The organism is Armatimonadota bacterium, assembly GCA_017303935.1.
Classification (GTDB): domain Bacteria; phylum Armatimonadota; class Fimbriimonadia; order Fimbriimonadales; family Fimbriimonadaceae; genus JAFLBD01.
This window is the reverse complement of record JAFLBD010000002.1, coordinates 878704-901161: the sequence shown is the minus strand read 5'-3', so window position 1 is coordinate 901161 and position 22458 is coordinate 878704. Positions and strand designations below refer to the sequence as shown.

The window sequence follows — 22458 nt, the reverse complement described above, 5'->3', positions numbered from 1 at the left end:
GCCCCGCAAACAAAGTTGCGGGGCTTTTTCGTCATAGAATGCAAGCATGGTGTTGACGGAAGATCAGAAGGTTGCGCATCTTTTGAGGCGATTTGGCCTCGGCGCGAGCCACTACGAGATGGCCGAATACAAGCCATTGCGTGTGGAAGGCACACTAGCGAAGCTGATCGACGCTAAACCCGAGCCTGATACCGTCCACCCGTTCCGCTTTGCCTTCAGAGAAGGCGAAGACGCGGAGCCAGGCGCGTGGCGCTTGAAGTCACATTGGGTGTACCACCTACTCACAACAAAAACTCCGCTGCGGGAGAAGCTGGCAATCTTCTGGCACGACCATTTTGCCGTGGATGAAGAGTCGGGCGGAGACGGATTGATGATGCTTCAATACATGAACGTATTGAGGTCAAATCCGACCGGTAAATTTGGCGACCTGCTTGAGAACATCGCTAAGAATCCGTCGTTTATGGCGATGCTGACGATGACAGACAGCACGCGAGCCCATCCAAACGAGAACTTCGCTCGAGAGCTTTTTGAGCTGTATACACTGGGGGTCGGACACTACTCAGAAAGCGATATCAAGGAGGCTTCGCGGTGCTTTACGGGTTGGAGCAGCATCAACCGGTACTGGTCAATCGAAGGTTCAAACAACCTCAAGCTCGAGCTGATGGAAAAATACCAGCAGCCGTACAGCGGATTTTGTTTCAGTCCAGAGTTCTTTGATTCTGGACAGAAGTCTGTGCTTGGTAAGACGGCCAATTTTACTGGTGAGGCGTTGTTGAGGCATGTCGCGATGCTTCCTCGATGCGCCGAGTTCATCTGCGGGAAATTGTGGTCCTACTTCGCGTATCCGACAGAAGATCGGCGTGTGCTCGAACCGCTGATCAACGCCTACCTTAAGTCCGAAGGTTCTATTCGCGCTGTTCTCTATGCGATCGGTCGCCACCCAGAATTCTATGGCGAGAAGTCGTACCGTCAGAAGATCAAGTCGCCGGTGGACTATCTGGTTGGAATCTGTCGCGCCATGAATTCAATGAGCTGCGTACCGCCGTTGGTTGGAGGCTCCAGCAAGCGGTTTAATGAACCCTTGAGCAAAGAAGCGATGGATTCAATCGGGGGAGTGACTTGGATGCTCGGGCAATGCGGGATGAACCTGTTGATGCCGCCTAATGTAGCCGGATGGGACTGGGGCGAGGACTGGATCAACACCAACACAATGATGTGGCGGATGAAATTCGGCGGAATTTTGACCTGGGAACCCAAAGATCCCGAGCGGAAGAAATGGGGCGCAGGGCCATGCGGGCAGCAGATGCTCGATTGGGTCAAGAACCGCAAAATCGCTTCACTCGACGCGCTGGTAATGAGCTTTTTGATCTATTTCGACACAACACTGTCTGATGAGAGCTATCAATCACTCAAGTCAAACTTCGAGAAACATGGAGGGATGCAACCGCTCCAATCTGGCAACGACGAGTGGCTTTATGGGCAATTGTGGAATGCCTACGAGCTTCTGCGCGCAGCTCCCGCATTTCAAACCTGCTAATTTGATCCTGCGATAAACGAATGGTTCGTTTCCCTACTTAGTTTTCGCAAGGAGGCCAGAGAAGCCACCTGCGCCAAAGCCCATTTGAGGATAAAGTCGATAGCATTTATTTTCCGAAAAAATCGATTGAAATTCATGAAGGTGGGCGACTTCCACGGCATGCACATCACTATTTTCCTCGATTATTTGTTGAATTATTAGCTCATTTTCTTCAGGAGAAAACGTGCACGTTGTGTAGAGCATTGCGCCTCCTGGCGCGACGAATTTTATGGCTTCGCTGAGTATTCGTCTTTGTCGCCGGGCGTTCGCGCGGATGGTGTCCGGCAAGAAGCAGCCATATGCATCTTGCCCCCTTGCGATCAACGATTGTCCGCTGCATGGTGCATCAACAATCACCAAGTCGAACTCATCTGGATGCTGCAAAGCGATCTCTTTCGGATCAACCCCCCAGACTTCGGCATCAATATTGCACCGTTTCAGGTTGCTGATCAACATTCCATGCCGCTTGCCGATGACCTCATTGGCAACGAACGACGCACCCGGAAACTGGGCCGCCGCGAACATTGTCTTCCCTCCTGGTGCCGCGCAAAGGTCCAAAATTCTCTTCGGAGCGTTGTCAAGCGCTACCATTGCAGAAGCAGTAAGACAGGAGGAAAGATCAAGCGGATATATGGCGCCGTTGGAATACTCCGGAAGTTCGCCAACGCGCATGCCGTCTGGGACAAGCTTCACGAACGGACACGCGGGCAACGGTTGAACCCAGTCTAAATTCCCCGAAAAATCGATTACAGCCTTTCGCTGACTTCGTCCTTCACAGAGTGTATCGAGGAACAACTCTCTGTCAGATTGTTCGGCAAACAAACGATCTGCCAACTTGATCATTGCTTTCGTTCGCTGCATCTTCATAAATTAAAGCGCAAAGCGGATACTCCGCTTTGCGCTAATTGGCACTGACTTCAGCTCAGTACTGTGGCGGGATCAGCATCGGAGTTCGACCATATCGAACGTAGTAGATCCAAGATTCGTTGAGGTTTGGCAACGAACGGCCAGCCAGGTTCTTCTTATCCAATTCCCCGGCCTTCTTCAGCGAAGAATCTGCCAGATTCGACATCTTCTTGCTGTAGTCTCTCGCTTCAACAGAGCTCTTGCGAACCTTGGCTTCTTCGTCAAATTGGCGATTCCGCTTGAGGTCTTCTGCTTGGGATTCCAATGCTTGCGATTGAACGTTGTAAGTGTTCGCTACCACGCTCGCACAGAAGGCGAGTTGGTAGTGAGCCGCGGCGTATTCTGGTCCGGCAGCTGCGGCCGATTGGGCCAAGCTCAGCCCTTCGGCAGCCTTGTTCCCCATCATATTCATGATTGATAGGCCGGTTAGCGCTTCGTATGATTCTGGGCGTGCAACCAGGGCCGCATCCAAGAACACCTTCGCCAAACCGAAGTAGTAACCACGATCTTCTGGAGTCAAACCTGGATCGGTGCCATAAGCCATCAATTGGACCGAGCGCTGAACGTAAGTGTCAGACGCTGTCGGTTCGTTCAGAACCGCTTCTTCGAAGTAGTTTCGTGCTCCTTCGTAGTCATTGCCCAGGTACGAAGCTTGCGAGCGGTAAGAAAGCACTTCAAACCGGAAATCTTCTTCTTGACCGAGGTCGTTGACAAACTGCACAAATGCGCTAGATCGACCGCGACTCATTGCAAGGTAAGCCAGTGCCGATCGAACGGTGAGATCGGTGCTGTCGGACTTGATTGCTTCTCGCTCCATCGATTCTGCCGTCGCGGAGTCTCCTGCCTTTTCATAGGTCAGCGCGATGAGCGCGTATCCTGCCGCGTCTGGCACTCCGCGCTTGGCATATTGCTGAGCAACTTCCATCGCGGTTCTATCTCGACCCGCGCGGATGAGCGAGTAGAGATATCGGTTGACGATCGACGAGTTTTGAATATTGGCCCGGTACTGCGGTGCAAGTTCAGAAATCACTGCGGAATAGCGACCTGCGCGAATGGCGAGGTCAGCCCACTTGATCCGGTTCTCTTCGTTAATGGCGCCGAATGCATCCAATTGAGTGGTGTACACCTTTGCCCGACTTTCTGCCGCCATTTTGAGCGCATTGCCGATGGCGACGATTTGGGTGTCGCGCGATCCTGTTCGGGCGCCAAACGCGCTTTCGAGTGCAACTGCAGACTTCAGATCGAGTGCTTCGATGTTGTTTGGATCTTCGGCGAGAATGCCTTCCACGAACTTCTGAGCGGCATCATAGAGTCCCTTGCCGTAGTTCGCTCGGGCAAGCAACATTCGAGCAGGAATGTACTTAGCCTTGGCTTTGAGGGCGATTCGGCCTTGCATGATAGCCTCTTCCCACTTGCCTTCAGACAGAGCGTCCTTACCTAGGTCGACGTGGAAATCGGCACCCTTGCCGACCTCGTTGTCCACTTTCAGGTTGAGCATGATCTCGGCCTTACCACCTTCGCTGTCGTACGCAAGGAGCTTGACCTTGAGCGGTCCTTCTGCCTCTGCGACCGTGTCAACGAAAAACTCGTACGGAGTGCTATCGTCGGTTGATCTCAGGTCGTCGCCGACATAGAATTCGACATCGTTTACCAGATGCTTGGATTCAATGGTGACCTTAAATTCCTGGACGCCTTTGATCGTTTGACCATCGGCGACGCTGCACTTCATTTTGATCTGGCCGAAGGCGGCGGCCGAAACCAGTACCGCAAAAGCGGACAGCAAAAATCGATTCTTATTCAACATGGCAGTTTGCACTTATTATGACGACTTAAATTCGCTAGTTATACGGCGGAGTTTCCACGCTCCATCGTTCGGATTCGAATCGCATCTGAAACACGTTCGACAAAAATTTTGCCATCCCCAGGTTCTCCGGTGTGTGCGTGCATCAAAATTGCTTCGATAACAGGTTCAAGTTGCTCATCGGTGATGACCGTCACCAGTTTCGATTTGAGCGGCAAGGCGATCTTGATCTCTTGTCCAGCCAGGAACATTGGAGGCTCAGGTGAGTTTCCGCAACCACGAACGTCGCTCACGGAAATTCCAGTAACGCCAACATCGGCGACTGCGGCTTTGACGTCCTCCAGTCGGTGGGGTCGGATGATGGCAGTAACTTGGTACATCGAAGAATCGGACCTACAGTTGCATTTTGCGCCAATGCTGAACAACACGCCAGAGATAGGTGAACACGTTCAGCGTGTCGCAATACAGATCTGCCACGGCATAAGCCCATTCTTCAGACTTACGCCGCTTTAAAATCATGGCAAGATCGTACACATAGTACAAAAGTGATAGGACGCCGAAGAGTCCTGCAAGGCCAGGATTTGTCACTGCGCCGGGCCAAGCCCACGCGATGCCAAAGCAGCCCAGGACCGTGAATAGTCCTGCGAGCACGAATTGCCCCACGAAGCTAAAGTCTCTGCCGCAGGCGATGGTGTAGAGCAAACCGCCTAAAACTCCGAGCGGAAGCACCATCACCGGCCATCCATCTCGCTCCAGATATTGCGCCACTTGAGATGCGCTGACGATGATAGCTGTTGTGGCGAGAATGGTCGTCGGGGCGATTCCGATCTTCCCATGGAGAATCTTTCGAAATGCCGACAGAAGGGCGATGGAACCCAATAGAACCATAATCGCAGCTTCTCTGGATAAGAATATCGGGAGCCAAATCGCGAGCGCGGTTGCGATCGCAACTGTCAATGCATGAACCAGAATCACCCGTCGAACAAAACTCAGCCGGGCATCGTACCCATCGCTGGCGACGTTTTGCGGCACCACCACAGGTTCAGGGAAATAGGGCGGCGCAAAGGCGAGCGATGAAAATTTGGGACGACGTTGCCTCACGCTTGCCTTGAATTTACCCGTAGCCGGCGACCTTCAACCAGATATAATCTTGCCGATATGATGCAGATTGAAGATACAGTCGTCGGCGATGGACCGGAAGCAAAGGAAGGGGATCAGCTCGAACTCCATTACACGGGCATGTTCACTGATGGAGAGAAGTTCGATTCCAGCCTAGACCGCAACCAAACCTTTATGGTGACCTTGGGCGTCACGAGCCTGATTCAAGGTTTCACGATGGGACTCTACGGCATCAAGAAAGGCGGCAAGCGAACTCTGCACATCCCAAGCGAGATGGGTTATGGCGAGCGCGGTGCAGGCCATGTGATTCCCCCACACACAGATTTGGTCTTCGAAATCGAGTGTGTCGACCTCATTCCTTGCTAAAGTTGAACCAGATCTTGCCCAATAATTTTGAATGACTATGGCAACTTTGGAACCTGCGACAATGCCTCATGCACGGCACGGCCACTACATTGCGGGTCCAATCGGTAGCTTTCAAGTCCCAGAAGACTTTCGGTCAATCGAAAAGGCAGGGTGGACATTTGCTGCCCACCCAGTGTTACCAATCATAGAGGTAGGGAACACGGTCGTCATCGGTCATGCAATTGATGCCGACAACCCTGTTTCTCCCGCGAGCAACCCAAACAGGCGATTTAACTGGGGCGGGCGATGGGTAGCATTTGATTTTGATGCGGGGTATGCCGAAGGCGGCGCCACGATGATGATGCCCATGTCATTTCGTCCTTCCGACGGCGTCGTCAGCTCAAACCCATATTTGCTTTCGACAAATCTGAATCATAGGCTCGTCGAAATCACAGGGCACCCTAACAGCGATGGCTACTACCCGCTCGGTTTTACACCGTTTTTAGATGTCGAAGAAGTTCTGCCGAATCACGGATTGAACCTTAGCACGTTGGAGACTTTTCGTCTCCGCGGACATCCGGGCCACGGTCATCACACCTATTCTGAGACGGTTCGGAAAGTTGCAACGAATACCAACCTCCATATTCGCGGAATAAAGAAACTCGGTCCGGCAGTACTCGCCTTAACTGCTGGGAACGATTCGAGATTCGTGTTGGCCTGCTCCCGAGGAATTGAAGATCTCACAGCGTTTTCTATGGTGAGCCCTAAAATTGACCCGATTGAAGCCAAAATCGCTGGTCAGATCGCGAAAATTGCCGGGATACCTTGGGAATCTGTTCAAGTGCAGGAGTCCACGGAAGCAGAACGAAAGCAATTTTTCGAGATGGTGGGCTACACCATCAGTGGCGGGTTGGCGTACTGTTGGAGAACTGTCTCCGATTACATGCCCAAGACAACGATTTTGAACGGACTGGGAGGTGAGAACTTCCGCTATGTCTATCAGAAGCCAGAAGATGATCCGGATCGCAAAATTACAGCTGAAGAAGTTCTAAAGCGAATGCGACTGGCTATTATTCCTGAATACATCTCTAGGATGGAAAAATACATCCACGAACTGGAGAGGGACGACCTCCATAGCGTGTTGAGCATGAGCTTCGCCGAAATTCGACTCGGTGGATGGGCAAATTATCAAAATACTTTAGGCAGACAGGCTCCAAACTTGGCACCCATGCTGAGCCAGGAGAACTTAATGCTCATGCACCAAATTCAGTGGGAAGATCGTATTGGCAAGTCTTTCCTGGTGGAAACTTGTAAAGACGCTTGGCCGGAATTGCTCAGCGTTCCAGTGAATACCTACACCGGTTTGCGTGGGAAGCTCTACAAAATGCAGAAGTTGGGTAAACGCGCCGGGAAAAAAATCTCTAGAATTTTGGGCAGCAAGTAGCGCAGTTACTGAGCTTCAAACGGATCCATAAAGAGATCGGCGAGATTTGCTCCCGCGAGGAACGCCTTCTTTTGCATCGCTCGGGACATCGCAGGATTCCCGCAGATGTAAACCTGATATCCGGTCAAATCCGGCAGATCGGATAATGAAATAGTGACCGGGCTCCCGGTTCGGAATTCGTCTTGTTCAACATCGGTGCAGGGCACATAGCTGAAATTCGGATGATTATCCGCGAGTTGCAGAAGTTCGGATTGAAGATAGATTCCGGTGGCATCCGCCGCCCCGTGATACAGCGCAATTGGTCCAGAATGGCCCGCGCATAGGGCATCTTTAAGAATGCCATAAAGCGGGGCGAGCCCGGTGCTCGATCCAACCAACAGCAGCGGCTGTTCTTTAGATTTGGCCTGATAGCTGCAATTCCCAAGCGGGCCAGTGATCGTAAAGCTACCACCCTGCTTGGCGTGCCGAAGAAGCAAACTCATGGCTCCGTCCTCGATCAATCGCACATGAAATCCGAGCATGCCGTCCCGCTCCTCAGCGATCGAATAGCACCTCTCAACGGCGTGATATTTGAGCTTCACAAATTGACCGAGCCGAAACGGAATCGGTGATTCTGGCGAGAGCCAGTAGCGAAAGATGTTCGGCGCTAATTGATCCACCTGGATCAAATTTGCTTCGTACGACGGAAAGACTTCGGTATCTGCGAGTTCGATTTCGGCGAGTTCGTCCGCGGAACATTGGCAAGACATGAAGTAGCCGCGGTCGATCAGATCTTGGCGTAGGCCCTTCTGCGATTTTGCGGGTGGGACGTTGTTCGTTCGAACGAGGCAGCTTTGGCATGCTCCAGCTTTGCATCCACTCTTAACCTCCACCTGGTGCCGCACCAAGCAGTCAAGAACGGTCTCCCCTGGCAGAACATCCAAGGTTTCGCCAGCAAGCAGGAGCATGCCCGTGCCCAATGATTTAGATTCGCCCCATCACGGCTTCACGAGTTGTTTCTGCCGTGGCTGCGACCTGTGCGATCAGTTCGTCCGCAACGCCCATATCTTTAAGCGTCGCGCCGAGATTCTCGACAATCGCGTCAAAGTGAGTGTCATCCATGCCCATTTTGAGCAGGTGCTCATGGCCCTTTTTCATGTCAAGGCCGGTGTAGTTATTTGGACCACCAAACGCCATGGTCAAGAATGCCTTTTGCTTGGTGGCTTGCTTGTCCATGTCGACGCCTTCGAAGAATCGGTTGACTCGGTCATCGGCGAGCACGCGTCGGTAGAACTTGTCAACAGCAGCATCGACGGCGGCAGACCCGCCCAACTTGGCGAAGAGGGATTCAGATTGAGTTTCTAACATTGTTGTTCCCGGGCCGGATTTCTAGGCCCAAGACAATTTTGCGAACTCCTGCTCTGGGGTTTTATGATCTACGTCATGTTTTCGACGAGTTCTGAATCAATCTATCCTTGTAAGAACAGAGGGCCAAATTGGCTCTTATGAGGAAATGGCAGCAGGAATGGTCGGGATGAGAGGATTTGAACCTCCGACCTCCTCGTCCCGAACGAGGCGCTCTACCAAGCTGAGCCACATCCCGTGAGCCCACTCCTTCGAATTTACCTGGATTCTAGAGCAAACAATCTCACTCACCACAGAGCTGGCGATAGATAGAAGTCACCTTACGGACGTAGTCTTGAGTCTCGCGGTACGGCGGAATGCCTCCGTGCTTTCTGACCGCGCCAGGGCCGGCGTTGTAGGCAGCGAGCATCAAAACCAGAGCTTCGTAATCACTATCCGTCGTCGCGCTGTAACGGTCGATATGCGACCGAACCAGCCGCACCATCCCAGAAAGATTCTCGATGGAATCGTAAGCGTTTGAAACTCCCAATTCACGGGCTGTGCCGGGCATCAATTGCCCAAGCCCCATCGCTCCGGCACCAGATTTCGAATTCGGTTTGAACCCACTTTCCACCATGATCATGGCCATCACGAGACGAGCGTCAACACCGTACTTAATGCTGAAGCCGATCACGCCTCGGGCGATACGGTCAGCTTCAGCGAACGAAAGTCGCTTATTTTGCTTCTGGATGAAATCGCGGTAGAAGGGCAACGCGTCGCTGCTCGGAAGGTTCCAGACCTTGCCATTCGAGGGTGGCTTTAGCTGACCTTGGAGAGGTGCCGGCCTTCCGTTGCTGCCAGTTCTGGGTGGGTTGGTAACGGGCTTGGTGCTCGGCTTGGGCTTGTCCTTGAGCTCCCATGCGGCGATCATGTGCTCGGGGACCGCACCAACTAAGGTCGCTCGGATCGGAGCGGTTTCGTGCGATCGCTCGGCGCGGATCAACAGTCGCGCCTCGACATTGCCTCCGATCAGCCAGTCTGGAACCGGGTTCGCTTGAATTGGTAGCGGCATGCCGTTGCTCGCCTCCACCATGATCGTGCCGGACTCGCCGCTTCGAATTGATCCTTTGACATGACCAACGATCTCGAAAGTGCGCTTGCCGAAAACGGTTTCCAGCGCTTCCACGCCAGATGCTGTGGTGATTCCCGAACTCTTGCGGATCTTCAAATAATCTTGAAGTGCATCAACCTGAGCCTGGCTGATCGCAGTAACCAAAAGTAAAAGGAGGGGGGAAATCGAGCGCATCGTCTTGAATCCGGATGTGCTTAGGCTGGCGGAGAGATCGGGATTCGAACCCGAGAAGCGACTTGCGTCACTTACCCACTTAGCAGGCGGGCGCTTTCGACCACTCAGCCATCTCTCCAGCCGAAGCAATATGCTACCCCAAAACATCTTTCTGCCTGCAGGACGATTTACAGGTAACTTTAGGTTCGATGCTGGCTGAAGAACGAGTTTCCGGTTGGACAAAATCATTTATCGGGCTGATTTTGTTTAGCTTGCTCGGCTCGGTCTTATCCGCCTTTCTCAAACTAGATCCTGGCCCGATCAAGCCAATCGCCAGTGTTGCCACACTCTTGGTCGGGTGCATCGCGCTGTTCGCCCCGTTTGCAACTGATCGCGGGTTCGTAGTTGCGTTCAGAGCCTTCTTAGCCTTGGTTCTCCTTGGCGCGGCGGTAGAAATTTGCAGCCTCTACACCGGCTATCCATTTGGCAAATACATTTACACCCACGCCTGGGTACCCGTCGTTGAACTTCCTCGTGAGCAGTTGTTTCCGGTCTTGCTACCGGTTGCGTGGGCGATGGTCACCGCAGCGTGCTACCAACTTTGCTGCCGATTCCTGTCAGGGGCGGTCGCCGCAGTCTCGGCCGGATTCATCGCCGTCTTGGTCGATCTTCCGATGGAATACACGATGACCAAGGTCTTGGGCTACTGGCACTGGGTCGAACCGAATTTTCCAATCGGAGAGCTCGCATTCGGAGTACCGCTCCTCAATAGTGTCGGCTGGTTTTTGACCGCTACCGCCGGCAGTTTCATGCTTGGGTCAATGCGCTACGGTGAGGTGATCGCCCAAAAAAACGCGAAGCTCGTCCTCGGCAGTTTCTTGCTGTTCGTTATTGGGCTGGCGGGAATCGCGGCGCTGGCGGGAACTCGCTGAGGCAGAGTTCGTAGAATCGCTCGAATGAGTAAGCCGATTGTGATTGTAGGTGCGGGTCTCGGTGGTCTCGCCTTGGCTGCAAGGCTGGCTCATCGCGGCGAAAACGTCCTGGTTCTAGAAAAGACCGACCAAATCGGTGGTCGCAATCGGCGGGTCGAGTTTGGCGGATGCAGCTTTGATGGCGGCCCAACTCTGCTCATGATGCTTGATCCTTTCGAGCGGTTGTTCGCAGACCTTGGCGAGAAGATGTCGGACCACGTCGAGATCGCCCTCTGCGATCCTTCATACCGTGCTTATTTTCGTGACGGAACCCGTATCGATGCAACCGCCAACGTTGCCCGAATGATCCGGCAGATTGAGGCTATCGGCGCCGATGATGACGCTCTGCGTTATCCCAAGTTTATCGGAGAGCTCGCCGCGCTCTATGAGGCGAGCGTGCCAAATTTTGTTCGGAAGAACTACGACGGGATTTGGAAAACGCTCGTCAACCCGAAGGCTCTGGCTCTGGTGCTGCGCCATCATATGCTCGGCAGTCTAGGAGGTCGGATATCAAAGCTCTTCACTGACGAGCGCTTGAGAATGCTCTTCAGTTTTCAGACGATGTATCTCGGGTTGTCCCCTTTCAATGCCCCGTGGGTCTATGCGACTCTGACTTACATGGAATACGGCTCTGGGGTTTGGTATCCAAAAGGAGGATTGCCCGCAATCAGCGAGGCTGTGGCGAGGCTCGCTCAATCGCGTGGTGCAGAGATACGCCTGAATTCCGCCGTCGCATCAATCCAAAGGGATTCGGTGAAGCTGGAATCAGGTGAAGTCATTGAAGCGAAAGCGGTTGTCAGTAACGCCGATTTGCCTTACGCCGAAGCCTCGCTGATGCGAAAACCCTCAAAGCCTCGGCGATATTCGTGTAGCGCGTTGGTGTTGTATATCAAGTACCGAGGAGAGACCCCGCTGAACCATCACAGCGTGTTCTTTGGGGCGGACTTCAAACAGAATCTCGACGACATTTTCGACCGGCACCAACTCCCCAAAGACCCGGCGTTTTACGTCTGCGCCAGTTGCAAAACCGAACCCGAGCGCGCTCCAGCGGGCTATGAGAATCTGTTCATTTTGGTGCCGTGTTCGAACCTGGATGCGCCATTCACCGAAAAAGAAAAGGAGTTTCTCTCGCAAGCGGCAATCACTCGGCTGACCGAAGAAGTCGGTCTGAATCCGGATCTGATCGAAGAGATGAGGTCGTACGGCCCAAACGAGTGGCAGGGCGAACTGAACCTCGACAAAGGCGCGGCATTTGGACTTTCCCATGATCTGTTTCAGAGCGCGTTTTTCCGGCCAAAGAACGTCAAAGATGGCGTGTACTTTGTCGGCGCTAGCACGGTGCCGGGCAATGGTCTGCCGATGGTATTAATCAGCGCGGAACTGGCCGAGCAGCGTCTGGCATCCGCGAGTTTGCTTGGGTAACCTTTGGCCTCCAAGTGCCAAACCTTCTCAGAAGCATTTTGCTCCGCCTCGGCTATGCCGCGATCAGCCTGTTTTTCATTTCGCTGGTCACATTTTTGGCGGACGAAATTGCACCGGGTGACCAAGCCACCGTTCTTGCCGGTGACAAAGGAAGCTACGAAACCGTTCTCAGGTTGCGCGAAGAGTTAGGACTCAATCGACCTTGGCCGGTCCGTTATGGCGAATACATCGGAGGTCTTGCGCGAGGGGACTTTGGCAAGAGTTACTTCGGTACAAAGGAGCCGATCATCGATTCGCTCCGCCAAACCATCCCAATGACCGCTACGTTGGCGACCAGCGCGATCGTTTTGGCATCGCTGATTGGGCTTGTTTTCGGCACCATCGGAGCCATCAAAAAAGGAAATCCGGTTGACAGCACGATTTTGGTGGTCGGGACTCTTGGCGTCACGGTACCGACCTTTGTTCTTGCGCCGATTTTTGTCAAATTTTTCACCGAGTACCTCGACCTTCTTCCCGGAGTTTGGAAGACCGATCGGGTGGCACCAGACGTTTTCTATGTGATCATGCCGATTGTGATTTTGGCGGCACGGCCCGCTGCTCAACTCACCCGGCTTACACGAGCCAGCATGATCGAAACCCTTCAGCAGGAGTTCATCAAACTCGCGCGGGCAAAGGGAGTTCCTGCCAGCAAGCTGTATTTGAAGCACGGGCTTCGCAACGCAATTTTGCCGGTGGTCACTGCGATTGGAACCAATTTTGGTTACTTGCTGACTGGGTCGTACATCATGGAGACCACTTTCCTGCTCCCTGGGATTGGTAGCCGAGCCATAGAAGCGATCAAGAAAGGCGATACGCCGATGATCCAAGCCACAACTCTGGTCGCGGGCGCAATGTTTGTTGGCATCAACTTGCTGGTCGATATCGTATCGCCGCTCATTGATCCACGGATCCGGGAGAGTCAAGTATGAAGCGGTCCAAATTTCTATTCTGGACTGGAGTTTCTTTCCTTGGACTCCTCATTGTATTCGCACTGGTGGGGCCAACCATGCGCCACAACTATCTGGATGCCGCGGGCAGACCCTTCATGCCTCCGGGTTCAGAATATTGGTTGGGGACCGACGAGCAAGGGCGTGATATTTTCGCTCGGCTGGCATATGGCGCCCGGATGTCGCTTTTGGTCGGAATTTCCGTTCAATTGATCTCCTTGACGATCGGAACATTGGTAGGAGTACTAGGCGTGTTTGCTCCAAAGTGTATTCGAGAACCTCTGCTCCGTTTGACTGATGGGATGTTTGCGTTTCCCGATATTTTGCTTGCGATTCTGATCATTGGCGTTTGGTCGACCGGCTTGATTCCGATCATCGTGGCGCTATCGCTGACATCATGGCCAGCGGTAGCCCGAATCGTCAAAACCCAGGTTGCGAGTCTGAAAGACCGTGAGTTTGTGGTGGCTTCTCGTGCTCTTGGCGCCCCGATCGGATATACCGTTCGAAGGCATATCTTGCCTCACCTGGCGGGAATTCTGGCGGCAGTAGCGATGGTCGATTTGGCCGGGACGATCCTTGCGGAGAGCGCGCTCAGTTTTCTCGGCATTGGAATCACGCCGCCGACACCCAGTTGGGGGAGCATGATCAACGACTCACGGGCATATCTCAACTCAAATCCGATGATGTTGGTATGGCCTTGCTTGGTGCTTTCGCTAGCGATTTTCTCGCTCAACTTTGTGGGCGATGAGCTACGAGCGGCGCTTGATCCCAAGGATCGCTAAACCTTGACGAGAGACTCGGCCAATCGAACATAGGCCGCAGATTGGATTCCCGCGTCATACGTCCGCGAAAGCCTGTCTACTTCTGATTGGTCAATGGATTGGCTCAACCGCTCCTTGATTGAAGAGATCGTCGTTTCGGGATCGCCACAAACGACGTAACCCACTCCGCGAGCTTCGCATTCTGCTTCGAGAACTGCAGAGAATTCGGAATCGACAACGACCTTGGCTTGGTCCAAAAAGTCTGCGGCGGAGCGGTAGTTCGGGATGAATGTGAATGGCGCACCTGCGACCACACGTTCCCCGGCGACTTTCACTACTATGTTGGCCCCCAATAGTTGTTCTGCGATGTCCACCATGGCTTCTGTCGGGCGCAGGAGCACGACATCTGTCCCTTCGCTCAGCGCGAATCCACCCACAACTGGCGGAGGGAATGCCAGCAGCTTTGGTCCTCCACCCTTCGATATCCGTTCGCCAAGTTTCGGACCTGCGGCGACTACGCGAGACGCCATTTTCAAAAAGTCAGCCGGCGGTAGGCGATCAGTCCAAAGCATCGTCAGAACCGGAATTTTTGCGCCGTGCACCATTCGGATGATTTCTTGAAGTGCCGGACTGTGCCCGCTAACCACCACGAGTTGGGGCCGTAAGTCGCGGATGATCCTCTGACCGTGGTTGACGAGCGTCCTCCGGTCCGTGACGTCATCGACAGCCGTCCAAGAAGTGCAAACCAGGTTCCCCCGAATTGCTCCGTCCTTGAACATCACCAGGGAACGTGAGCCGACCTGATATCGCCCGGCTCCGATCACGGAAAGAAGGCGAAGTTCGAACTCTAAATTAGCGTCAATGAGATGCGGAAAGGTGCCGCCACACAGGCAAGAAACATCGTGTCCAGCTTCGGCGAGCCACTTGCCGAACTGGCGAAAACTACGCGCGGTTTCATCTGCCGGGTTGGTCCAAGCATTTTGGCAAAGAAACAGAACGCGCACGATCGATAAACTGCCTTATCGAGCTGCGAGTTCGCGCAAATCGTCATCGCCGATGACACTCTTCACGTCTGCCATGGCGAGGAATCGTGAGTAGATATCTTCGAACTGCTCTCCACTCATATCGAAACCGAGTTCCATCAATCGGTACTTCAGACCGTGACGACCGCTTCGCGCGGTGAGAATGATCTCAGAACGATCTGCACCGACCAATTTCGGATCGATGATCTCATATGTCGAGCGCTCTTTGAGCACGCCGTCTTGGTGAATTCCGCTCGAATGCGCATAAGCGTTCGCGCCCACGATAGCTTTGTTCTTCTGGACGACCATCCCGGTGAGTTGGCTCACCAAACGTGAGATCGGGACAAGCTGATTGAGCTTGATCCCAGTCTCCAGATTAAAGAAATCATTGCGAATATAAAGAGCGGTGGCTACTTCTTCGAGCGAGGTGTTTCCGGCCCGTTCTCCGATGCCGTTTATCGTCACTTCAACTTGCCGCGCACCACCCAGGACGCCGCCGAGAGTGTTCGCGGTTGCCATGCCGAGATCGTTGTGGCAGTGGCAGCTAAAAACGGCTTTGTCGCTATTCGGCACGTTCTCGATGATGCCCTTGAACAGGTCACGATATTCGGTTGGGAACGTGAATCCCGTTGTGTCGGGGACGTTGATGGTGGTCGCGCCAGCACCGATGATCGCTTCGACGACTTGATAGACGTACTCGCGGTCTGCTCGGCCCGAGTCCTCCATGAAGTACTCGATGTTATCGGTGTACTGCTTCGCACGTTTGACCGCAGCGACGCCGACTTCGATGGCCTGCTCTCGGGTCATTCGCAGCTTGAAATTGAGGTGATTTTCGCTGACTCCAAGTCCTGTGTGAATTCGTCGACTCTCCGCTGGTGCGAGCGCTTCAGCAGCAACATCGATGTCCTTTTCTTTCGCCCGAGTGAGGCCACAAATCGTGACACCTTTGAGTTCGGTGGCCAAAGTTTTGACGCTCTCGAAATCGCCAGGCGAACTGATCGGAAATCCGGCTTCGATGATGTCCACTCCGAGGTCAACCAGAGCGTGTCCAATCTCCAGCTTTTGATCCATGGAAAGGTGCACACCGGGGCTTTGCTCTCCGTCCCGGAGAGTGGTATCAAAAACAAGAACTCGGTTTGACATGGCGTTGCTTACCGGTGATTATACATGCGTCTGTTAAGATTTAAATGAGAAATCCTGTAGGTTCAAACTGAACCTACAGGATTTGGTGCGGCAATTACTTTGCGCTTGGGTTCTTGAGCCGAATGACCTTCATCGCCTCTTGAAGCTGATTATCCGTCTTCGGATCGCCGATGGCCACATTCGGCCGGAGGCTCATTTTGACCTCTACGTCGGGCTTGATTCCGCCGCTGATTCGGACTCCGTCTTCATCTTCCTTACGGCCAATGAATTCTCCGCTCGGCAAGTAATACTTGGCAATCGTCACCTTGACTTGTGTTCGATCACCGAGCTGATGAACGTTCTGCACGCTTGCCTTGCCGAAGGTAGTGGTACCGACGAGAGTTGCCTTCTTGTAGTCCCGAAGTCCGCCCGCAAAGATTTCTGAAGCACTTGCCGATTGCTCGTTGGTGAGCACAACCACCGGATAATTGAACGGATGCAAGTATCCACCCGGCGTTTTGACGACTTCTTCGAACCCACCACGTTCACGCATAGTGACCACGGTTTTGAACTCATAGAAGCGGGCCAGCATCATTTGTGCCGACTCTAACAATCCACCACCGTTGTCGCGAAGGTCAATGATCAGCCCTTCGATGCCTTGGTTTTCAAGCCGGTCGATCGATTCGTAAAACTCTCGTGGCGTCTTGCTGGTAAACCCAGTGACCATCAAGTAGCCGATATTGGATCCTTCCAAGATGTTTCCGTCGGCGCTCGGAGGTTCGATTCGGCCGCGCTTAAGCTGGAAGTTGAGGGTTTGCTTGCCGCCTCGTAGAATCTTGAGCGAAACCGAAGTTCCGATCTTGCCTTTGATCTTGCCGACAATATCGTCGCTGGCCATTCCAGAAACCGTTTCGGTATTCACGCCGATGATAATGTCACCGCCAGTAATGCCACCGCGTTCGGCAGGACCGCCTTTGAATACTTGAATCACTTTGACCCCCAGTGGATCGGGCGCGAGTCGCGCTCCAATGCCGCCAAAGGACTCCGTTCCCATCGTGATCTTCTCGAACTGTTGGGCTACGTATGGCTCAAAGAATTGTGTATACGGATCACCGAGTGCCGAGACCATGCCACTCAGTCCGGAGTACATGAGCTGATTTGAGTCCACTTCCCCGCCGTACAAATTGAGGATTCGGCGGTACTCCTCCATAACCAGTTGTGTTGGTGCAATCTCGGACTTAGCGGCGGTTTGAACCGGGGATTTTGGCGGTTGTCCAGACTTGATATCTTTCCAACCGAACCCGAGAGCGAAACTCGCACATGTCGCCGCGCCGACGATGAGGAACTTTACCAATCCATTCATTTACTTAGCCTCCGTGGTGAAAACACCGGTCGGGAGTGTGTATCCAGAGCCGTCTGCGAGCTTGACGACTTCATATTGAGTCACATCGCCTGCCATTGGCCCACCTTCGAGTGTTGCGTAACCCTTGGCTTTCAGCATCGTCGCAAACACCTCTGCTGCACCGCGTGTGGTCTTGTCGACGATGAGCGTCCACTTTGGCGCGGTGGTCACCTTGCCATCCAGCTTGACCGGAACTCGCGAACTGCCTCGGTCAACGGCAATGTAGCCATAGGTGCCAGCTGGAACGAGTTGCTCCAGCAAAGAGGAAAGCACCATCAAGTTTCCATGAGTGCTGTTGCGGAGGTCGATTCTCTTCTTGGTTTTGAGCGCGTTGACGATCTCAGCCTTACCCGAATCGAAGAACCGAACAGAGTCGCCGATAACCGAAGGAACCTTTGTGACTTGCTTCTCAATGGTCTTTGTGATGACTTTGTCCGAGTCACCGATGCGCCAAGAGAGTTTGACCGTGCCTTCTTTGCCCAAGGTCAGAACATCCATCACTCGGGAAGCCGAAATCGTGTGCTCAATGCGCTTCATGTAGTCTTCGCGCAGCTTCACATATTGATCTTCGCTGACCTTCTTCTCGCGTAAATCATTCACGAGATTTGTGATCTGCTTGATTTCCCGGCGGCTGATGACCCATTTATCATTGACGCCGTCGATCAAATCGCCCGGTTTGATTCCAGCCCGTTCCGCCGGTGAGCCTGGGAGAACCGCCGTGACCAATACGTCTGGAATCAGCGACCCAGCTTCTAGCTCGGGCATCGTTTCGGGCAATCCGTCTTTTTCAGGGCGTCCGTTGGCGTTCCAATCTGAAATCTTCTTGCGAGCGTCTTTGAACTTCTTGAGATCTTCGGGGCTGAGTCGGAGTTCTAGTTCGATGCCAATCCCCTCGAACTCGCCCTTTTCTCGGTTCAAGAAGGCTGCAAACTGCTCTTTATTCATGAACACCGCAGCGGGGTCGGAAAGGCCATTGACCATGCCTCGCACTGCACCGACCGCTAGGGCGCGTTCATCCTTGACCTCTTCGACATACTTGCTCTTCAGGATGTCGAGCAAGTTGTAGAACATGTCGGATTCGGCATCCTTGGGTGTGTTGCCCGTGCTCGCGAGCAGCGACCGACTGTCGACCAAAACCGAAGCGTTGATCGCGTTCTCGCCTTTCTCTCGCGACTGCCGGACGAGGCTGCCTGCAACTCCACCGCCGATGATCAGCAGTACCGAAGCACCTGCCCAAATTGGACTCATTTTCGCCATTGATAAACCTTTATACACTGCTCAACATCGAAATCGTTCGCAGAGTTCTTTCGACTCATTGATTATCGGGACTAACAGTCCTTAGGGCACCCGCGAATCTACGAGGAAAGCGGCGAGTCTAACTGGCGCACCCGCCGAGCGTGCCGTTCATCGGGGTCCGGTTCGGTGCTGAGAAATTCGGCAAGAATTGCGATCCCATCTTCAGCGGACATCATGCGCGCACCTAGTGCAATCGCGTTCGCGTTGTTGTGCAATCGCGCGAGCCTAGCGCTTTCGACGCCGCAACAAAGCGCGCATCGAATTCCTGGATATCGGTTCGCGCGGATGCTGATGCCAATCCCGCTCCCGCAGATGAAAACGCCGAGATCGTGACTACCAGCGAGGATAGACGCGACCGCCTCATCTGCCGCGACCGGATAGTCGAAGCTCGAATGGCTCTTTGCGCCATATTCGTCAACCTGGTGCCCTTGAGATCGCGCCCAATCGGCCAGAGCTTGTCGGAACTCGAATCCAGCGTGGTCAGATGAAAACGCTAGCTTCATTCGATGACCTTGGCTTTCTTGAGCGCGGCGAAGGCGGCTTGGACCCTTGGATCGGAGTCGCTCGCGATTCGCCCCAGCTCATCTTTCTTGACGTTTCCTGGAAGAGCGGCGAGCGCATAAAGTGCTTCTGCCCTCACTCGTGCATCCGAGTCGATTACGCCAAGCAAAGCAATCGTTCGGAGAACTGGAGCTGGATTTTGGGTGACCGATCGAACGATGCCAAATCGAACGTATGGACTCTCATCGCGAACCCCTTTTATTCCTTCCGTCACGTAGTCGCTGATCGTCGAGCGAATGAGCTTCAGATAACAGGCGAGCCGTACTTCTTCGACCGGATCGTTCACGGCGGAAAATAGCAGTCTTCGATTGATGAGTTCTAGGCTTGTATCGGCGTGCTCTGCAACTGCGAGGCGGACGCTTGGATCAGGATCGGGCAGCATCGTAATTGCGATGATCTGCGACTCTTTGGAACCGATTTTGGCGAGCGCTTCAATTGCTGCTTGTCTGGCAAGCGCGCTTGAACAGGTCATGAACGTTGCGAGCGAACCAATATAGGCAGAATTTGCCTTTGGAGTAACGAAATATGCCGCCGCAAATCGGCAATGGTCAAATGGTCCGACCTGCAGGTTGTATTGGAGCTGAGCTACGGCCTCAGGAGACTCTGACTTGCTGATGCACTTGATGGCATAAAACGCAGTCGCAGGGTCGGCGTTTCGGCTGAGCTCTTTGAGCCTCGCAAACGCTGTGGCTGGCACCTCTCGATTGGAGAGGCTCACCAGAGCTGCCAAGGTCTTTTTTGGTGCCGATCCGGTGAGCATCGTGACTAGCGCGTCGGTCGGTAGCTCATTGATCCCAGAAATAGAATCTGGCGAGAATTGATCGTTGTCTGCGCTTGCAGGAACACCAGCATTGAACTCTAGCGAACGGATCGCAATGGACCGTGGCCCGAGACTTCGAGGCTCGGAGGCCATCGCCTCGGGAGCGAATCCAAGCTCCAAAACTTCTGCGCCGGAAAGATCGAGCACTAACCGAATCGGCTGCCAGGAAGGTGCCTGAAGCGGTTCGAGTTGGAGGCCGAGTCCGGTTCCAGTCCCAAAGGTTCTTCGCGCCAGGATTTTGCCATTGGAATCCAGCGTTCGCAGTTCGAGCAGGTCTTGGAGGTCCGTGTTGAGCTCAAACTTGATCGTCGTTTTGCCGTTATTACCGCCAGACCTGTCGGCGAAATTACCGATTGGGCATGCGCCCCATCTTGTATTGGAATCCACGCTGATCTTGAGAACATCGCCTTCAACGGAGCGCGATTTGAACCCACCAGTAGGCAGATCGTTCGGAGCGGGAAGCGTGACTGGAGTAGCAGCAGACTGCATTGACGCGACAACCGAAGGAGAAAATCCGTAGACGGGTCCTTGCTCGCTGGAACGCATTCCCGTTGGTGCGGGCTTGACTCTCATCTGGCTCATCCAAAACGCGTTCAGCCAAACTTGCCCTTCGCCCTCTGTATAGAGCGGGAAATAATTGAACTGGTAGGGGCTTGGCGGCTTGGCGCCGGATACAGGTTCTCCCGTAAACCGGAGGTCCTCGCCTGCATCCGAAATGGTCTTCCAAAATTCTGCGTAAGGCGATCCTAGTCCGACGAATCCACTTGCTGACCGCTGGTCCAGATTTCCTGCGAGCGCAGCAGCAAATCCCGAACTCAATGCGCCGGGAACAACCGATTCTGGGTTCTGGATGAAAGAAAATTGGGATGTCGGAGTGCCGAATCGAAGAGCACCCGAAGTAACGGACTTTTGTCCAGGAATCGGGCTCAGAATCCAAACGCCGCTATACGGCCCGCGGAAGGTCTGGTCATCCGATTCGAACGTGGCTTCGTTGAAGGCGACTCGGCTTCGGCGATCCACCAGTTTCGAGAAATCTTCGCCGGGGTACTGAAGCACAGGCGACGAGTCGGCTTGCACCACGAACTGAAGATCGGCATTGCCCTGGTTAAGGTTTTCAAACCAGTTTTCGAACCGCTTCAATTCGGAATTCAAAAAGTCGAGTTCGGACTGATTGATGTAGTAGCGGTTCTGGCGAAACTCTGAGCCTGATTCGATCGACTCGCCACGAGTTCGAACGACGACGAGAATCTTGATCTTCTTCGCGTCGGCATTCAGCTTGGCGTCGGCCTGCTCGATTCCCCAGTGAGCCAGGTTGACGGGCATGGCCCATTCCTTGCCAAAAATGTAGGAGCCGTTAACTTGTGAGACCGATGCTTGAGCTAAGGCCAAGCCGGGGAGGAGTGCCAAGCCAACAAGCACTCCTCGCAAACGTTGTCGCCGGGGAAAATGAATCACTGTTGGTACAGACGAATGTCATGGGCAGAAATTGCGTGCCCATCTCCGCGCGTGAATTCTAAATGTTTTGCTCCGCCCAATGAGTCCAAATCAGAAGGCATATTCTTGATCATATCAAGAACCACGTTTCGGATTCGCTCGCTATTTCGCTGGAAGACCTCGAGGACGCTGTGCGCATCCACAGCCTCGGCTCCCGCGTGAACACCGCTATCGTAGTCGGTGATCAGTGAGATGTTGACCACAGCCATTCCGAGTTCGTGGCAGAGATAAGCCTCGGGGTACTGGGTCATGTTGATCACTTCCCAGCCTTGGTTGTGGAACCAAAGGCTCTCCGCGGTTGTGCTGAAGCGTGGGCCCTGAATGACCACCACCGTACCCTTTTCGTGGCAAGTGATTCCGTTCTTCTTGATCGCGTCAATCGCGATCTGCCGAAGTGTTGGGTTGTACATATTGGCCGGCGAAACGTGAGTCACGATCGGGCCATCGTAGAACGTATCGGCGCGAGAATTGGTCCGATCGACAAACTGATCGCAAACCACAAAATGCTCCGGAGCGACGTGCGCTTGCAGGGAACCCGCGGCGCACGGGCTGATAATCGCCTTGACGCCGAGTTGCTTCATCGCCCAAACATTCGCACGATAGTTGATCTTGTGCGGCGGGATGGTGTGCTTGCGCCCGTGTCGTGGCAAGAAGGCAACCTTTCGACCGCCGACATCCGCCAAGAACACCGAATCGCTCGGCGGGCCATAAGGCGTGTCAACCTTGACTTCGGTGACATTCTCGAGGAGGCTGTAAAACCCAGAACCTCCAAAAACTCCAATTTCTGCAACTGACATATTAG

General features: G+C 53.7%; 21 protein-coding genes and 2 tRNA genes. 7 read left to right on the top strand and 16 right to left on the bottom strand.

Annotation, left to right across the window (positions count from 1 at the left end; genetic code table 11):
- Positions 1-46: 46 nt before the first annotated feature.
- Positions 47-1537, top strand: a complete 1491-nt coding sequence (locus J0L72_08835; protein MBN8690880.1) for a DUF1800 domain-containing protein — start codon at positions 47-49, stop codon at positions 1535-1537.
- A 33-nt stretch (positions 1538-1570) separates the two neighbouring features.
- Here the strand turns inward: J0L72_08835 and J0L72_08830 are convergent, their stop codons facing one another.
- From J0L72_08830 to J0L72_08815, 4 genes are all read right to left on the bottom strand, one after another.
- Positions 1571-2437, bottom strand: a complete 867-nt coding sequence (locus tag J0L72_08830; GenBank protein ID MBN8690879.1) for an RsmB/NOP family class I SAM-dependent RNA methyltransferase — start codon at positions 2435-2437, stop codon at positions 1571-1573.
- Between the two features lie 61 nt (positions 2438-2498).
- Positions 2499-4286 carry a hypothetical protein gene (locus J0L72_08825; protein MBN8690878.1) on the bottom strand — a complete coding sequence of 596 codons (1788 nt, stop codon included), beginning with the start codon at positions 4284-4286 and terminating at the stop codon, positions 2499-2501.
- Between the two features lie 38 nt (positions 4287-4324).
- A complete protein-coding gene (locus J0L72_08820) occupies positions 4325-4663 on the bottom strand; it encodes a P-II family nitrogen regulator (GenBank protein ID MBN8690877.1) in 339 nt (112 codons plus the stop codon).
- A 13-nt stretch (positions 4664-4676) separates the two neighbouring features.
- Positions 4677-5384, bottom strand: coding sequence for a hypothetical protein (locus J0L72_08815; protein MBN8690876.1), 708 nt, complete (start codon positions 5382-5384; stop codon positions 4677-4679).
- Positions 5385-5441: 57 nt separating this feature from the next.
- Between J0L72_08815 and J0L72_08810 the strand changes: the two genes are divergently transcribed.
- Together J0L72_08810 and J0L72_08805 are read left to right on the top strand one after the other, a co-directional pair.
- A complete protein-coding gene (locus J0L72_08810; protein ID MBN8690875.1) occupies positions 5442-5768 on the top strand; it encodes an FKBP-type peptidyl-prolyl cis-trans isomerase in 327 nt (108 codons plus the stop codon).
- Positions 5769-5805: 37 nt separating this feature from the next.
- Positions 5806-7191, top strand: coding sequence for a hypothetical protein (locus J0L72_08805; protein MBN8690874.1), 1386 nt, complete (start codon positions 5806-5808; stop codon positions 7189-7191).
- Between the two features lie 5 nt (positions 7192-7196).
- On the opposite strand, the gene J0L72_08800 is transcribed toward J0L72_08805, so the two are convergent.
- The 5 genes from J0L72_08800 to J0L72_08780 form a co-directional block, all read right to left on the bottom strand.
- On the bottom strand, positions 7197-8138 hold the full coding sequence (locus J0L72_08800; GenBank protein ID MBN8690873.1) for a 2Fe-2S iron-sulfur cluster binding domain-containing protein: 942 nt from the start codon (positions 8136-8138) through the stop codon (positions 7197-7199).
- 16 nt (positions 8139-8154) lie between these two features.
- Positions 8155-8538 (bottom strand): group 1 truncated hemoglobin, encoded by a 384-nt coding sequence (locus J0L72_08795; protein ID MBN8690872.1) that lies wholly within the window; start codon positions 8536-8538, stop codon positions 8155-8157.
- A gap of 158 nt (positions 8539-8696) precedes the next feature.
- Positions 8697-8773 (bottom strand) — tRNA-Pro (locus J0L72_08790).
- Between the two features lie 45 nt (positions 8774-8818).
- Entirely contained in the window at positions 8819-9445 is a 627-nt protein-coding gene (locus J0L72_08785; GenBank protein ID MBN8690871.1) for a lytic transglycosylase domain-containing protein, read from the bottom strand.
- 401 nt (positions 9446-9846) lie between these two features.
- Positions 9847-9938: transfer RNA gene (locus tag J0L72_08780), tRNA-Ser, on the bottom strand.
- A gap of 70 nt (positions 9939-10008) precedes the next feature.
- Here J0L72_08780 and J0L72_08775 point away from each other — a divergent pair.
- Genes J0L72_08775 through J0L72_08760 form a run of 4 tightly spaced genes read left to right on the top strand, consistent with a single transcriptional unit; the run spans position 10009 to position 13960 of the window.
- Positions 10009-10731, top strand: a complete 723-nt coding sequence (locus J0L72_08775) for a carotenoid biosynthesis protein (GenBank protein MBN8690870.1) — start codon at positions 10009-10011, stop codon at positions 10729-10731.
- Positions 10732-10755: 24 nt separating this feature from the next.
- Positions 10756-12192: a phytoene desaturase gene (gene crtI, locus J0L72_08770; protein ID MBN8690869.1), complete on the top strand. Its 1437-nt coding sequence runs from the start codon at positions 10756-10758 to the stop codon at positions 12190-12192.
- A gap of 14 nt (positions 12193-12206) precedes the next feature.
- A complete protein-coding gene (locus J0L72_08765; GenBank protein MBN8690868.1) occupies positions 12207-13160 on the top strand; it encodes an ABC transporter permease in 954 nt (317 codons plus the stop codon).
- Complete coding sequence (locus J0L72_08760) at positions 13157-13960, top strand: ABC transporter permease (GenBank protein ID MBN8690867.1); 804 nt, start codon at positions 13157-13159, stop codon at positions 13958-13960. Before J0L72_08765 ends, J0L72_08760 begins: the two co-directional genes overlap by 4 nt.
- On the opposite strand, the gene J0L72_08755 is transcribed toward J0L72_08760, so the two are convergent.
- From J0L72_08755 to J0L72_08725, 7 genes are all read right to left on the bottom strand, one after another.
- A complete protein-coding gene (locus J0L72_08755) occupies positions 13957-14943 on the bottom strand; it encodes a hypothetical protein (GenBank protein MBN8690866.1) in 987 nt (328 codons plus the stop codon). The genes J0L72_08760 and J0L72_08755 overlap by 4 nt on opposite strands.
- 15 nt (positions 14944-14958) lie before the next feature.
- Positions 14959-16104: a 2-isopropylmalate synthase gene (locus tag J0L72_08750; protein ID MBN8690865.1), complete on the bottom strand. Its 1146-nt coding sequence runs from the start codon at positions 16102-16104 to the stop codon at positions 14959-14961.
- A 94-nt stretch (positions 16105-16198) separates the two neighbouring features.
- Positions 16199-17446, bottom strand: coding sequence for a S41 family peptidase (locus J0L72_08745; GenBank protein MBN8690864.1), 1248 nt, complete (start codon positions 17444-17446; stop codon positions 16199-16201).
- The gene (locus J0L72_08740) at positions 17447-18733 is read right to left on the bottom strand and encodes a PDZ domain-containing protein (GenBank protein ID MBN8690863.1); all 1287 of its coding nucleotides are present in this window, start codon (positions 18731-18733) and stop codon (positions 17447-17449) included.
- 107 nt (positions 18734-18840) lie between these two features.
- Positions 18841-19284 carry an RpiB/LacA/LacB family sugar-phosphate isomerase gene (locus tag J0L72_08735; GenBank protein ID MBN8690862.1) on the bottom strand — a complete coding sequence of 148 codons (444 nt, stop codon included), beginning with the start codon at positions 19282-19284 and terminating at the stop codon, positions 18841-18843.
- A complete protein-coding gene (locus tag J0L72_08730; protein ID MBN8690861.1) occupies positions 19281-21569 on the bottom strand; it encodes a HEAT repeat domain-containing protein in 2289 nt (762 codons plus the stop codon). The genes J0L72_08735 and J0L72_08730 overlap by 4 nt, the downstream gene beginning before the upstream one ends.
- 44 nt (positions 21570-21613) lie before the next feature.
- Entirely contained in the window at positions 21614-22453 is an 840-nt protein-coding gene (locus J0L72_08725; GenBank protein MBN8690860.1) for an S-methyl-5'-thioadenosine phosphorylase, read from the bottom strand.
- Between the last annotated feature and the right edge of the window lie 5 nt (positions 22454-22458).